We start from the raw sequence: 13,569 nt of genomic DNA, 5'->3' as shown, positions 1-13,569 counted from the left end.
CGTCCTCTACGATCGCTGCTCGCCCGCGCGCGAGCCGATCCACCGAACCGCGATCACCAGGAGTGCCATGCCCGCCACCCGCTTCGTCGAGCGCCTGAACGAGCAGATCGCGAACGAGTTCGCGGCCTCCCAGCAGTACGTCGCCAACGCCGTCTACTACGACGGCGAGACGCTTCCCCGCCTCGCCGCGTTCTTCTACGCGCAGGCGGTCGAGGAGCGCAATCACGCGATGATGATGGTCCAGTACCTGCTCGACCTCGACGCCGACGTCGCGATCCCCGGCGTCGCCGGCCCCGAGACCGCGTTCTCCGACGTCGTCGCGCCGGTCGCGCTCGCGCTCGAGCAGGAGAAGCGCGTCTCGGACCAGATCGCCGCGCTGGTCGGCGTCGCCCGCGAGGACGGCGACTTCCAGAGCGAGCAGTTCATGCAGTGGTTCCTGAAGGAGCAGGTCGAGGAGGTCGCGTCGATGTCGGACCTGCTGACGATCGCCGAGCGGCTCGTCGACCGGCCGATGGACATCGAGGACTGGCTCGCGCGCGAGCAGCCCGGCGACGCGGGCGACGACCCGACGGCCCCGGCAGCGGCGGGCGGCGCGCTCTGAGCTCCTTCGCCGACGAGCTGCGCCTCGCCGCCGCGGCGGTCTGGGAGGCGCAGCACGACCATCCGTTCGTGCGCGGGATCGGCGACGGCACGCTGCCGGTCGAGCGGTTCCGCCACTACGTCCGTCAGGACTACCTCTACCTCGTCGACTACGGCCGCCTGCTCGCGCTCGGGTGCGCGCGGGCGCCCGATCTCGCGACGATGCGGCGGTTCGCCGAGCTGACCCAGGCGATCCTCGTGACCGAGATGGACCTCCACCGCTCCTTCGCCGCCGACTGGGGCGTGAGCGAGGCGGAGCTGGAGGCCGAGCGCGCGACGCCGACGACGCGCGCCTACGCCGACTTCCTGCTGCGCACCGCCGCGCTCGGCGACTTCTCCGAGCTGGTCGCGGCGCTGCTGCCGTGCATGTGGGGCTACGCCGAGATCGGCGAGCGGCTCGCGCAGGCCGGCCCGCCGGCCCACGACGGCTACGCCCGCTGGATCGCCACCTACGCCGACCCGGAGTTCCAGGCGCTGGCGAGCTGGTGCCGTGAGCTGACCGACCGCCTCGGCGCCGCCGCCGACCCCGCCGGGCGAGCGCGGATGCACGCCGCCTTCGCCGAGAGCAGCCGCTGCGAGCTGGCCTTCTGGGACGCCGCCTGGCGGCTGGAGGCGCCGGCCGGCTGACGCGGAGGCCGCGCCGCGCGGCAGCCGGCGACCGACGCCGCATCACGCTGCGTCGCAGCGGTCCGTCGCCACGGCCGCGCACTCTGCGCCCGCTCGCGCGCCTCCGCACCAACCCGCGCGCAGTGCCGTCTGCGGGCGGTCGGCCGACCGTACGGTCGGCCGCTCGTGAGAGCGCGCGTCACACAAGACCCGTGGTGTAGACAGGTGGTGCTGCGGCCGAGAAACTGGGTGCACGTCGTCCTCGAGCACGAAGAGATGTGGCCTTGGCAGGACGCGGTGCTCGCGATGGTCCGCGAGCCCGATGCGATCACGCCTGACCCGCGAGCCGGTCGCTGGCGTTACTGGAAGCTGGGCGCGGGTCCGAGCGCCTGGTTGTTCGCCGTCGTCGACTGGACCGCGGACGAGCCATACATCGTGACCGCATACGGTCAACGGAAAGGACCGCGATGGAAGAGTCAGACCAGAAGCGCTTCGCGATCGGCGACGTGACCTTCGATCGCGTCAGATATTCCGCATTCGTCGACGAGCTGAACTGCTGGATCGACCCGCCCCGCCCGATCGTCGAGTACGACGAGACGCCCGAGGACCACAACCTCCGCTTCGACGCCGACGGCGGGCTGGTCCAGTTCTTCATCTACCCCGCCCGCCATCAGCTCGAGGCGGACGGCGAGATCCGCGTGACGCTTCCGGGCAGACCGACGGTCGTGCTGACGCGCGAGGAGCTGGAGCCGTGGATGGTCGACAGCGACGAGCGGTCCCTGCTCGGCGAGCCCCGTCGCCGCCGGCTGCGCTTCCCACGCTGGATGCGCCGGCGGGAGATCGCGCGCGAGGAACGCGAGATGCAGCGGCGCCTGGAGCAGGCCGAGCGTGATGCGCAGCGCTACCTGCCGCCGGAGCTGCGCACCCGGTGAACGCTCAGCCGACCGGCGGGGTGGTGCCGTCGACCCAGCTCGCCGCGCCGGCCTCGACCTCCTGCTTCCAGATCGGGGCGGCGGCCTTGATGCGGTCGATGATCTCGCGGGCGCCGGCGAACGCCTCGGGGCGGTGCGGCGCCGAGACGGCGACGAGCACCGAGGGCTCGGACAGCGGCACGCGCCCGACGCGGTGCTCCGCGGCGGCGGCGCAGAGGCCGTGGCGGTCGACCGCCTCGCGCACGATCGTCGCCATCTGCTCCAGCGCCATCTCGCCGTAGGCCTCGTAGACGAGCTCGTCGACCTCGCGCGTCACGCCGGAGAAGGTAACGACGGCGCCGGCGCGCGGGTCACGCACGCGGGCGACGAGCGCGTCGAGCGACAGCGGCTCGTCGCGGATCGCGACGTGGGGCGCGGCGGTGGCGGCGGAGCCGCGCGCGTCGGCGGGGCGCGGCGTCGCATCGGCGTCGTCGACGGCGCCCTCCCCGCCGGCCCCGCCCGACACCGGCGGCACCAGCGCGAGCTCGTCGCCCGGCGACAGCGGCAGGTCGTCGGCCGCGTACTCGCGGTTGACCGCCAGCACGAGCGGGAGCCCCTCCGCCAGCGCCGCCACCTGGGGCGTCGCGAGGGCGTCGCGGACGCGGGCGCCGTCGGGCAGCTCGAGGCGCAGCTCAGCCGTCCCCGCGCGCTCGCGCAGCATCGCGAACAGTCGGATCGTCACCTCCATGCAGCAAGCGTACGCGCCCGCGCGACGGCGCGCCCGGCGGCGGGTACGTGCCCGCGCGACGGCACGCCACGCGGCAGGTGCGCGCCCGCGCGACGGCGCGCCCGGCGCCGGCACGGGCACGCGGACCGCCCGGCGAGACGGGCCAGTCGGCGCGTCGCCCGATCGGCGGTCTTCTCGCAGACCCCGAAGTAACCTCGAACGCATGAGCGTCACCGAGGACCACCGCTTCATCGCCCCGATCGTCGGCCCGGACGATCCGCGTCACTTCACCGACTCCGGCATCGAGATCAAGGCGCTCTACGACGAGCGCGACCTCCCGCGGCCGCTCGAGCTTGGCGAGCCCGGCGCCTTCCCGTACACGCGCGGCGTGCACAGGGAGATGTACCGCTCGCAGCTGTGGACGATGCGCCAGTACGCGGGCTTCGCGACGGCGAAGGAGTCGAACGAGCGGTACAAGTACCTCCTCGCGAACGGCTCGACCGGCCTCTCGATGGCCTTCGACCTGCCGACCCAGCTCGGCCTCGACTCCGACGATCCTCGCTGCCTCGGCGAGGTCGGCCGCACCGGCGTCGCGATCGACACGATCGACGACATGCGGACCGCCTTCGACGGCATCCCGCTCGACAGGGTCTCGACGTCGATGACGATCAACGCGCCGGCGTCGGTGCTGCTGCTGCTCTACCAGCTCGTCGGCGAGGAGCAGGGCGTCGCGCCCGAGAAGCTGCGCGGCACGGTCCAGAACGACATCCTCAAGGAGTACATCGCGCGCGGGAACTTCATCTACCCGCCCGAGGGGTCGATGCGGCTGACGACCGACCTGTTCGCGTACTGCAAGCAGCACGTGCCGAGATGGAACACGGTCTCGATCTCCGGCTACCACTTCCGCGAGAAGGGCTGCTCCGCGGTCCAGGAGGTCGCCTTCACGCTCTCCAGCGGCATCGCCTACGTGCAGGCGGCGATCGACGCCGGCCTCGCCGTCGACGAGTTCGCGCCGCGGCTGGCCTTCTTCTTCAACGGCCACAACAACGTCTTCCAGGAGGTCGCGAAGTTCCGCGCCGCTCGCACGATGTGGGCGCGGATCATGAGCGAGCGGTTCGGTGCCAGAGATCCGAAGTCGCTGAAGCTGCGCTTCCACACCCAGACCGGCGGCGTGACGCTGACCGCGCAGCAGCCGGAGAACAACATCGTGCGCGTCGCGCTGCAGGGCTTCGCCGCGGTCTGCGGCGGCACCCAGTCGCTCCACACCAACGGCTTCGACGAGGCGCTCGCGCTGCCGACCGAGCGGGCGGCGAAGATCGCCCTGCGCACGCAGCAGATCATCGGCTACGAGTCGGGCGCGACCGACACCGTCGACCCGTTCGCCGGCTCCTACTTCGTCGAGGCGCTGACGAGCGAGATCGAGCAGCGCGCGACCGAGCTGATCGCCAAGGTCGACGAGCTCGGCGGCTCGGTCAACGCGATCGCGTTCATCAAGAACGAGATCGAGGAGTCGGCGTGGGGCTACCAGGAGCGCTACGCGCAGGAGCAGGACGTCGTCGTCGGCGTCAACCGCTTCGCCGACGAGGAGCTCGAGGTGACCGAGCTGCTGAAGGTCGATCCCGCCACCGAGCGCGCGCAGGTCGAGCGGCTGAAGGCGTTCAAGCAGAACCGCGACCAGGAGCTGGCCCAGCGCCGCCTGCAGGAGCTGCGCGACGCGGCCGCGGGCAGCGACAACCTGCTGCCGTTCATCCGCCAGGCGCTGAAGGACCGCTGCTCGATGGGCGAGGTCTGCGCCGCGATGCGCGACGTCTTCGGCACCTACCACGCCGAGATCTGACGCCTGACCCGCGCCGCCCGATCCGATCCGGCGGCGCGGCCCGCGCGGCCGGCGCGGTGGGATCCCGCGCGGCCGGCATGGCGCGGCCGCCCGGCGCGCCGACGTTCCTCCGTCGACCGGATCGGAGAGGATCGACGGCGAGATGGACGCCGCGATCCGCACGCGCGACCTGACGAAGGCCTACCCGAAGGTGACGGCGCTCGACGGCCTCGACCTGGAGGTCGCGCGCGGCGAGGTGTTCGGCTACATCGGCCCCAACGGCGCCGGCAAGTCGACGACGATCCGGCTGCTGCTCGATCTCCTGCGGCCGACCCGCGGCAGCGCCGAGATCCTTGGCCTCGACGTGCGCAGACGCGGCGTCGACGTGCGACGACGGCTCGGCTACCTCGCCGGCGAGCTGGCGCTGTACGAGGAGGCGACCGGCCGCGAGCTGCTGACCTTCCTCGCGCGGCTGCGCGGCGGCGTCGGCCGCGCGTACGTCGCCGCGCTCGCCGATCGCTTCGGCCTCCCGCTCGAGCGGCCGATCCGCGAGCTGTCGAAGGGCAACAAGCAGAAGGTCGGGCTGATCCAGGCGTTCATGCACCGACCGGAGGTGCTGATCCTCGACGAGCCGACCAGCGGGCTGGACCCGCTGCTGCAGCGCACCTTCCACGAGCTGGTCGCCGAGGTCAGCCGCGACGGCGCGACCGTGCTGCTCTCCTCCCACGTGCTGAGCGAGCTCGAGCACGTCGCCGACCGCGTCGCGATGATCCGCGCCGGCAGGCTGCTCGCGGTCGAGCGGATCGAGGACCTCAAGCGCAGCGCGCCGCGCAAGGTCGCCGTCACCTTCGCCGCGCCGGTCGCCGCCGAGGACTTCGCCGGCCTGCCCGGCGTGAGCGGCGTCGACGTGCGCGGCCCGCTCGCGCGCTTCACCGTCCACGGCGGGATGGACGCGGTCGTGAAGGCGGTCGCCCGCCACGAGGTCGTCAGCCTCACCGCCCAGGAGCCGGAGCTGGAGGAGCTGTTCCTCGACCGCTACGACGCGAAGGGCGCGCAGGGCGGCCCGCCGGGCGCGGCCGCGCCGGGAGCGACCTCACGGGAGCGCGGCGCCGATGCCTGAGCTGGCGCTCCGCACGCTGCGCAGCGAGCGCGCCGCCATGATCGGCTGGAGCCTCTCGACGCTCGCGCTCGTCGCCGTCGTGCTCGCCTTCTGGCCGTCGATCGAAGGCGACGACACGCTGACGAGAAGCTTCGGCGAGCTGCCGCCGTCGGTCCAGTCGGCCGTCGGGATCGCCGACCTCGGCACGCCGGCCGGCTACCTCCAGGGCCAGCTGTTCTCGACGCTCGGACCGCTGATCTTCCTCAGCTTCGCGATCGGCCGCGGGGCGCGGGCGATCGCCGGCGAGGAGGAGCGCGGGACGATGGACCTGCTGCTGGCGACGCCGATCCACCGCGCCCGCGTGGTGATCGAGAAGGCGGTCGCGCTGCTCGCCGGACTGCTGGCCCTGGGGCTCGTGACGTGGCTGGGCCTGGTCGCGATCGGCCCGCTCGTCGACATCGACCTGTCGGCCGGCAAGCTCGCCGCCGCGACGGCCGGCAACCTGCTGCTCGGCGTCCTCTACGGCGGGATCGCGCTCTGCCTCAGCGGCGCGACCGGCCGCCGCGGCCTCAGCCTCGGGATCGCCGCCGGGCTGGCCGCCGCCGGCTTCCTCTACACCTCGATCGCCCCGTTCGTCGCGGGGCTGTCGGACCACCTCGGCTTCTCGCCGTTCCAGTGGGCCTACGGCGACGAGCCGCTGCGCAACGGCGCCGACTGGGGCGACTTCGGCCTGCTGCTCGCCGGCGGCCTCCTCTTCACCGCGCTCGCGGTCGCCCTGTTCGACCGCCGCGACGTGCGCTGACCCTGCTTGAAACGCGCCTGTTTGCCATGCCCGGATGACGGGCATGGACCCCGTGCGAGACGGAAGGTCGTCACCGTCACGTCGCAAGGAGAGGTGAGATGAAGCTCGTTCCCCCGCGAGCGCTGATCGCAGCGCTCGCCGCGGTCCTGTCGCCGTGCGCGCTCGCAGCCAGCGCGCAGGCGTTCGCGATCGAAGGCGTGACGGCGACGCCGGTGGCGCCCTCCAGAGGCGGCCCGCTGCCGCCGTCGGGCCCGTTCGCCGCGGGCGCCCATCCCGACATGCGGATCGCGGTCGAGTTCGACGGCAGCGGCGACGGCAGAGCCGACAGCGTCGACGAGCTGCAGATCGACCTCGCGCCCGGCATCGTCGCGAACGTCAGAAACGCCGACGTGTGCGAGAGATTCGATCCGGAGAGCACGAGCAGAACCGACTGCGGGGCCGAGACGATCGTCGGCGAGGCGACGACCAACGCGACCGCGTACGTCCCGATCGGCATCCCGGGCGTCATCGAGCTGCCGGGCAACATCCCGGTCCCGCTGAGCGGCTCGATCTACCGCATCCCCTCGCCGGACCCGGCGAGATATCCGACCGCCTTTGGCATCGATGTCGGCCCGCCGGCGCCCCTCGCGCCGCTCGTCAGACGCGTGAAGCTGGTCTCGCCGATCACGGTGATCCCGCACAACCTTGGGCTGCGCGCCTCGATCAGCGGCATCCCCGACGAGGCCTCAGGCCTGAGCGTCCACGTCGACAGCCTCGTGCAGACGCTCTACGGCTTCACGCCGGCGGGCAGAAGCTTCTTCACCAACCCGACCGCGTGCATCGACGCGCCGATCACCGTCTCCGCGGTCTCGCACGCCGGCGAGACCACCAGCGGGACGGCGAGCTACCGACCGACCGACTGCGAGAACGTCCCGTTCGGGGCGTCGCTGACGACGGCGGCCGACCCGTCGACGCCCGACTCGACCTCGGCGATCAGCTTCGACGTCCGCCCCGGCGCGGGCACGCCGGAGCGCGACAACTCGCACGTCCGCAGAACGACCGTCATAGCGCCGCCGGGCGTGCTGCTGAACGCGGCGCTCGCGGCCAACCTGGAGGCGTGCACCGACGCGGGCTTCGCGCAGAGCGACACGTCGGTGCCGGCCAACTGCCCGGCCTCCTCGGAGGTCGGCACGATCGACTTCACCTCCCCGATCCTCGGCAACTTCCCCGGCACCGTCTACTTCGGCACCCAGACGCCGACCGACCGGCTGCGGCTGTTCCTCGACGTGCCGCTGTTCGGCGCGCACATCAAGGTCTCGGCGACCGTCAACCCCGACAACGCGACCGGCCAGGTGACGACCGTCTTCAGCGACCTGCCGCAGATCGCGTTCACCAACTTCAGACTGACCTTCAGAGGCGGCGCCCGCTCGGCGCTGGTGACGCCGACGACCTGCGGCGAGAACGTCTCCCAGGCGGTCGTCGGGCCGTGGTCGGGCGGGCCGGCGATCAGACCGACCGGCTCGTTCACGACCGCCGGCGACTGCGTGCGCCTGTTCGCGCCGTCGATGGGGACCTTGGTCGCCAACCCGCAGGCCGGCGCGACGACCGCGTTCACGCTCAGCTTCGACCGGCCCGACAGAACGGTCCCGGTCGGTTCGGTCGCGTTCGACTTGCCGCCGGGCCTCATAGGGTCGCTGGCGCTGAGAGGGCTGACGAAGTGCTCGCTGACGAACGCGGCCGCCGGCAACTGCGAGGAGTCGAGCCGGATCGGCAGCGTCCAGTCGATCGTCGGCTCCGGCGGCGAGCCGCCGACGCTGCCCGGCAGCATCTACCTGACCGAGCCGAAGGTGCCCGGCGACCCGGCCGGCCTGTCGGTCAAGGTGCCGGCGCGGCTCGGCCCGGTCGACGCCGGCACGGTGATCGTCGGCCAGCGGCTGGCGCTCGGCGCCGACGGCGGGCTCGACGTCGTCAGCGACCCGATCCCGGCGCTCCAGTTCGGCATCCCGCTCGCGATCCGCAGACTGATCGTCACCGTCGACCGCGAGGGCTTCATGCGCAACCCGACCAGCTGCGGCGAGCGCCCGGCCGGCGGCGTCTTCACGCCGCTCGACGGCGGCCCGGGCGCGACGGCGAACAGCAGCATCACGGTCAGCGGCTGCGAGAGACTGCCGTTCGCGCCGCGGATCACCGGCACGATCTCCGGCAGGAACGCCACCCGCAGAGGCGTCCAGCCGCGGTTCACGACGAGAATCACGCAGCGCGCCGGCCAGGCGGCGATGAGAACCGCGGTCGTCACCCTCCCGCGCGCCCTCTCGACCAACCTGCCGACGATCAACGCCTCCTGCCGCCCGGAGGAGCTGGAGCAGGACAGTTGCTCGAGACGGTCGATGGTCGCGACGGCGACGGCCGTCAGCCCGCTGATCGAGCGACCGCTGCGCGGGCCGACCTACCTCGTGAGAGTCGGCACCGGGCTGCCGAAGCTCGTCGTGCAGCTGCGCGGCGAGGTGTCGCTCGACCTCGAGGGGATCATCTCGATCAGCAGAGCGGGCACGGTCATCACGACCTTCGACCGCATCCCCGACCTCGCGCTCTCCAGCTTCACGCTGAAGTTCAGAGGCCGCCAGGGCGCGCTGACGACCGTCGGCGACCTCTGCCGCCGCCCGCCGCTGAAGGCCGCCTTCACCGGCCAGAACGGCAAGCGGGCGAGCGCCCGCCCAAGACTGGTCGTGCGGGGCTGCACGAAGGCGACCGCCTCGCTGCGCTTCCGCGGCGGCAGAGGCAACCTGTCGTCGAAGGTCACCGCGCCGTCCGGCAAGCGCCTGCGGTCGGTCTCGCTCGCGCTGCCCAGAGGCCTGCGGCTCGCCCCCGCGACGGTCGTCGCGAAGCGCGGCAAGAAGCGGCTCGCCGGCAGAGCGGTCCGCACGCGCGGCCGCACCGTGACGCTGAGACTGCCGCGCAGAGGCGCGCCGCGGACGGTCTCGATGACGCTGCGGGGCGTCACGGCCCGCGGCGGGCTCGCGCGACGGCTGGCGAGACGCAGAGGGCCGCTGACGGTGACCGTCAAGACGCGGCAGACCGACGGCGCCCGCGCGTCGCTGAAGGTGAGAGCGAAGCTGCGGTAGCGCACGGGCGCTCCGGTGCGCCGCGCTCGCGCAGGGAGCGCGGCGCGCCCGATGTCCTCAGACCACCCGGCACGCGCGCGCACCCGCGCGGCGCGTCGTCGGCTCGGTCGGATAGCTTCTGGCCTCATGACCGCTCCCGGGCACCTCGACTTCTACGCGATCGTCCTCTTCGTCCACATCGCGGCGGCGATCGTCGCCTTCGGCGTGACGTTCGTCTATCCGATCATCGACGGCGTCGCGCGCAGACTCGATCCGCGCTCGCTGGCCGCCGTGCACGAGTCGCAGATCCAGATCGCCCGCAAGCTCGTGACGCCCGCCGCGATGCTGGTCCTGATCGCCGGCGTCTACCTCGCCGCCGACCGCTGGAGCGACTTCTCCAGCGGCTGGTGGAGCGGCGGCTTCGCGATCCTGATCGTGATCCTTGGGATCGAGCACGCGGTGATGATCCCGCTCGAGCGCAGACTGCGCGACCGCGCCGCGCTCGACGCCCAGGGCGGCGGGACGCTCAGCGCCGAGTACGGCCAGCTGTCGCGCCAGCACGCGCTCTTCTCCGCCGGCGTCTCGCTGCTGGTCGTGATCGCGGTCTTCCTGATGGTCGTCAAGCCCGGCGCGTAGAACCCCCCATTCGGGGCCGCGTAACGGCGGTCATCGCCGGAGCGACCCACTAGCATCGCCGCCGATATGCGCCAGAAGGCTCCAGAGACGTTCGAAGAGAAGCTCGGCCAGCTCAACGAGCTCCGCGAAGAGGCGATCCACTCCGCCTCCGCCGCCGCGGTCGAGAAGCAGCACGCCAAGGGCAAGTACACCGCGCGCGAGCGGATCGAGAAGCTGCTCGACCCGGGTTCCTTCCAGGAGCTGGACACCTTCGTGCGCCACCGCACGCACGACTTCGACATGCAGAAGAACCGGCCGTGGGGCGACGCGGTCGTCACCGGCCACGGCACGATCGACGGCCGCCGCGTCTGCGTCTTCAGCCAGGACTTCACCGTCGTCGGCGGCTCACTCGGCGAGGTGATGGCCGAGAAGATGTGCAAGGTGATGGACCTGGCCGCGAAGATCGGCTGCCCCGTCATCGGCATCAACGACTCCGGCGGCGCGCGCATCCAGGAGGGCGTCGTCTCGCTCGGCGGCTACGGCGACGTCTTCCTGCGCAACGTCAAGTGCTCGGGCGTGATCCCGCAGATCTCGCTGATCATGGGCCCGTGCGCCGGCGGCGCCGTCTACTCGCCGGCGATAACCGACTTCATCTTCATGGTGAGAGAGACCTCTCACATGTTCATCACCGGCCCCGACGTGATCAAGACCGTCACCGGCGAGGAGCCGACCTTCGAGGAGCTCGGCGGCGCGATGACGCACAACTCGAAGTCGGGGGTCGCGCACTTCGCCTCCGAGGACGAGGACGCCTGCCTGGAGGACGCCCGCTACCTCTTCTCCTTCCTGCCGTCGAACAACCTCGAGCTGCCGCCCCGCGTGGCGCCGAGCGACGACCCGCAGCGGATGGACGCCGAGCTCGACACGGTCGTCCCCGACAGCCCGAACAAGCCCTACGACATGCGCGACGTCGTGCGGCTGGTCGTCGACGACGGGGAGTTCTTCGAGGTCCACGAGCACTTCGCGACCAACATCATCTGCGGCCTCGCGCGGCTCGACGGCTTCCCGGTCGGGATCGTCGGGAACCAGCCGGCCTCGCTCGCCGGCGTGCTCGACATCAACGCCTCCGAGAAGGGCGCGCGGTTCGTGCGCACCTGCGACGCGTTCAACATCCCGATCGTCACCTTCTGCGACGTCCCCGGCTTCCTGCCCGGCACCGCGCAGGAGTGGGGCGGGATCATCCGCCACGGCGCCAAGCTGCTGTACGCCTACGCCGAGGCGACCGTGCCGAAGATCACCGTCATCACGCGCAAGGCGTACGGCGGCGCCTACGACGTCATGGCCTCCAAGCACCTCGGCGCCGACTTCAACTTCGCCTGGCCGCAGGCCGAGGTCGCGGTGATGGGCCCGGAGGGCGCGGTCAACATCATCTACCGTCGCGACATCGCGGGCAGCCCGACGCCCGACGAGCGGCGCAGAAAGCTGATGGACGACTACAAGGCCCGCTTCGCGAACCCCTACGCGGCGGCCGAGCGCGGCTACATCGACGACGTGATCGTGCCGCACGAGACGCGCCCGAAGCTGATCGCCGCGCTGCACACGCTGCAGACCAAGCGCGAGCCCGGCCCGCAGCGCAAGCACGGCAACATCCCGCTCTGAGCGGCGCGGCGAGCATCGACGCGCTGGCGTCGGCCTCCCCGCGACGGGAGGCCGGCCGCGCCACGGTCGCGCTGCTGGCGCTCGCGACCGTGCTCGCCGCGGCCCTGCGGCTGCCGTTCCTCGACGGGTCGAGCCTCTGGTTCGACGAGACCTACACCGCCGCCGTCGTCGACGCCGGCGGCCTCGGCGCGGTGTGGGAGACGATCGGCCGGACCGAGTCGACCCCGCCGCTCTTCTACCTGCTGACGTGGGCGTGGTCGCAGGTGGTCGGGGACAGCGGCGAGGCGACGCTGCGGACCGTCTCCGCGCTCGCCTCGATCGCCGCCACGCCGGTCGCCTACCTCGCGCTGCGGCGCCTGGTCGGCCGCGTGCCGGCGCTCGCGGCGGCGGCGATCGTGACCGTCTCGCCGGTGCTGGTCGTCTACGCGCTCGACGCCCGCTCCTACGCGCTGCTCGTGCTGACCGCGCTGCTGAGCGTGTGGGCGTTCGCGGCCGTGCTGGAGTCCGCGACGGGCCGGCGCCTCGCGCTGTGGGGCCTCGCCGCCGCGGCGACGATCTGGACCCACTACTACGGCGGCTTCCTCGTGCTCGCCGAGGTGGTCGTGCTGCTGTGGCTGCGGCCGCGCGCCCGTGTCGCGACCGCGGCCGCCGCCGCGGCGGTGCTCGTCGCGCTGCTGCCGCTGGTCGCGATGGTGCGCGAGCAGACCGGCGACGAGCGCGCCGGCTTCATCGCCGGCACCGATCTCCTCGAGCGGGTCGAGCAGCTGGTCCGCCAGTTCGCGACGGGGATGAACGTGCCGCGGACGTGGCTGGAGGCGCTCGGCCTCGCGCTCTTCCTCGCCGGCGGCGCCGTCGGCCTCGCGCTGGCCGTTCGCGCCGCGCTCGCCGCCCGCGCGGCGGGGCGCGCCGCCGTCGGCGTGTCGTCCGCCGCTCCGGCGCCGCCGACCGCCGCCGCGCGACCCGCCGCCGCGCCGCCCGCCGCGGCCGACCCCGACGGTCCGCTCGCCGACGGCCCGGCCGCCCTGCTCGCGCTGCTCGCGATCGGGCTGGCCGTGCCGGTCGCGCTCGCCGTCACCGGGCTCTACGACCGCCTCTACATGCGCAACCTGCTCTACGCGCTGCCGCTCTGCGCCGCGCTCGTCGCGCTGGGCCTGCTGCGACTGCGGGCGATCCCGCTGGCGGCCTACCTCGCCGTCTGCGTGACGGCGGTCGTGTGGGCGCACACCGACTGGCACTACGAGCAGACCAACTGGCGCGCCGCGCTCGCCGCCGTCAGCGCCGCCGACGCGCAGGCCGGCGACGCCGCGCCGGTGATCGCGGCGACGCCGCTGGGGCAGCCGGTCGTCACCCACTACCTGCGCACCGTCCCGGCGTCGCAGCCGCTCAGCGCCAGGCGCGCGTGGCTGGTCGTCGAGCCGGCGCGCGGCCCGGGCCAGCGGGCGCTGCACCCGATCGCGCCCGCGCCGGCCGAGGCGGAGCTGGCCGCGCTCTTCCCGCAGCGGCGCGAGCGCGAGGTCGACGGCTTCCGCGTCGTCGAGTACGTCTCGCCGACGCCGGTCGCGCTCGCGCCGGGCGTGTGGCCCGGCGCGACGCTGTTCGAGCCGGCGCCCTGAGCGTC

General features: G+C 72.8%; 11 protein-coding genes. 10 read left to right on the top strand and 1 reads right to left on the bottom strand.

The window, feature by feature from the left end:
• The first annotated feature begins 67 nt into the window (after nt 1–67).
• From BDZ31_RS05310 to BDZ31_RS05300, 3 genes are all read left to right on the top strand, one after another.
• Nucleotides 68–601: a ferritin gene (locus BDZ31_RS05310; RefSeq protein WP_183339701.1), complete on the top strand. Its 534-nt coding sequence runs from the start codon at nt 68–70 to the stop codon at nt 599–601.
• The gene (gene tenA / locus BDZ31_RS05305) at nt 598–1,266 is read left to right on the top strand and encodes a thiaminase II (protein ID WP_183341009.1); all 669 of its coding nucleotides are present in this window, start codon (nt 598–600) and stop codon (nt 1,264–1,266) included. Before BDZ31_RS05310 ends, tenA begins: the two co-directional genes overlap by 4 nt.
• Before the next feature lie 446 nt (nt 1,267–1,712).
• Nucleotides 1,713–2,177 carry a hypothetical protein gene (locus BDZ31_RS05300; RefSeq protein WP_183339699.1) on the top strand — a complete coding sequence of 155 codons (465 nt, stop codon included), beginning with the start codon at nt 1,713–1,715 and terminating at the stop codon, nt 2,175–2,177.
• A gap of 4 nt (nt 2,178–2,181) precedes the next feature.
• On the opposite strand, the gene BDZ31_RS05295 is transcribed toward BDZ31_RS05300, so the two are convergent.
• Nucleotides 2,182–2,904, bottom strand: a complete 723-nt coding sequence (locus tag BDZ31_RS05295) for a molybdenum cofactor biosynthesis protein (RefSeq protein ID WP_183339697.1) — start codon at nt 2,902–2,904, stop codon at nt 2,182–2,184.
• Between the two features lie 202 nt (nt 2,905–3,106).
• Here BDZ31_RS05295 and BDZ31_RS05290 point away from each other — a divergent pair, with 202 nt between their 5' ends.
• From BDZ31_RS05290 to BDZ31_RS05260, 7 genes are all read left to right on the top strand, one after another.
• Entirely contained in the window at nt 3,107–4,720 is a 1,614-nt protein-coding gene (locus BDZ31_RS05290; protein WP_183339695.1) for an acyl-CoA mutase large subunit family protein, read from the top strand.
• A 142-nt stretch (nt 4,721–4,862) separates the two neighbouring features.
• Nucleotides 4,863–5,819, top strand: a complete 957-nt coding sequence (locus BDZ31_RS05285; RefSeq protein WP_183339693.1) for an ABC transporter ATP-binding protein — start codon at nt 4,863–4,865, stop codon at nt 5,817–5,819.
• Nucleotides 5,812–6,600, top strand: a complete 789-nt coding sequence (locus BDZ31_RS05280) for an ABC transporter permease (protein WP_183339692.1) — start codon at nt 5,812–5,814, stop codon at nt 6,598–6,600. Before BDZ31_RS05285 ends, BDZ31_RS05280 begins: the two co-directional genes overlap by 8 nt.
• Nucleotides 6,601–6,698: 98 nt before the next feature.
• The gene (locus tag BDZ31_RS05275; RefSeq protein ID WP_183339690.1) at nt 6,699–9,701 is read left to right on the top strand and encodes a hypothetical protein; all 3,003 of its coding nucleotides are present in this window, start codon (nt 6,699–6,701) and stop codon (nt 9,699–9,701) included.
• A 126-nt stretch (nt 9,702–9,827) separates the two neighbouring features.
• Nucleotides 9,828–10,316: a DUF2269 family protein gene (locus BDZ31_RS05270; protein WP_183339688.1), complete on the top strand. Its 489-nt coding sequence runs from the start codon at nt 9,828–9,830 to the stop codon at nt 10,314–10,316.
• A gap of 66 nt (nt 10,317–10,382) precedes the next feature.
• Nucleotides 10,383–11,951: an acyl-CoA carboxylase subunit beta gene (locus BDZ31_RS05265; protein ID WP_183339686.1), complete on the top strand. Its 1,569-nt coding sequence runs from the start codon at nt 10,383–10,385 to the stop codon at nt 11,949–11,951.
• Between the two features lie 89 nt (nt 11,952–12,040).
• Nucleotides 12,041–13,564, top strand: a complete 1,524-nt coding sequence (locus BDZ31_RS05260) for a glycosyltransferase family 39 protein (RefSeq protein WP_183339684.1) — start codon at nt 12,041–12,043, stop codon at nt 13,562–13,564.
• Nucleotides 13,565–13,569: the final 5 nt, after the last annotated feature.

Origin of the sequence: Conexibacter arvalis (genome assembly GCF_014199525.1) — a bacterium.
Classification (GTDB): Bacteria; Actinomycetota; Thermoleophilia; order Solirubrobacterales; family Solirubrobacteraceae; genus Conexibacter; species Conexibacter arvalis.
The sequence above is the reverse complement of the archived record's forward strand: the minus strand, read 5'-3'. Positions and strand labels throughout refer to the sequence as shown.

Excerpts from the sequence above, each read along its gene's own strand:
- BDZ31_RS05310 (WP_183339701.1), top strand. The coding sequence starts at position 68 with ATGCCCGCCACCCGCTTCGTCGAGCGCCTGAACGAGCAGATCGCGAAC.
- BDZ31_RS05300 (WP_183339699.1), top strand. The coding sequence starts at position 1,713 with ATGGAAGAGTCAGACCAGAAGCGCTTCGCGATCGGCGACGTGACCTTC.
- BDZ31_RS05295 (WP_183339697.1), bottom strand. The coding sequence starts at position 2,904 with ATGGAGGTGACGATCCGACTGTTCGCGATGCTGCGCGAGCGCGCGGGG.
- BDZ31_RS05290 (WP_183339695.1), top strand. The coding sequence starts at position 3,107 with ATGAGCGTCACCGAGGACCACCGCTTCATCGCCCCGATCGTCGGCCCG.
- BDZ31_RS05285 (WP_183339693.1), top strand. The coding sequence starts at position 4,863 with ATGGACGCCGCGATCCGCACGCGCGACCTGACGAAGGCCTACCCGAAG.
- BDZ31_RS05280 (WP_183339692.1), top strand. The coding sequence starts at position 5,812 with ATGCCTGAGCTGGCGCTCCGCACGCTGCGCAGCGAGCGCGCCGCCATG.
- BDZ31_RS05275 (WP_183339690.1), top strand. The coding sequence starts at position 6,699 with ATGAAGCTCGTTCCCCCGCGAGCGCTGATCGCAGCGCTCGCCGCGGTC.
- BDZ31_RS05270 (WP_183339688.1), top strand. The coding sequence starts at position 9,828 with ATGACCGCTCCCGGGCACCTCGACTTCTACGCGATCGTCCTCTTCGTC.
- BDZ31_RS05265 (WP_183339686.1), top strand. The coding sequence starts at position 10,383 with ATGCGCCAGAAGGCTCCAGAGACGTTCGAAGAGAAGCTCGGCCAGCTC.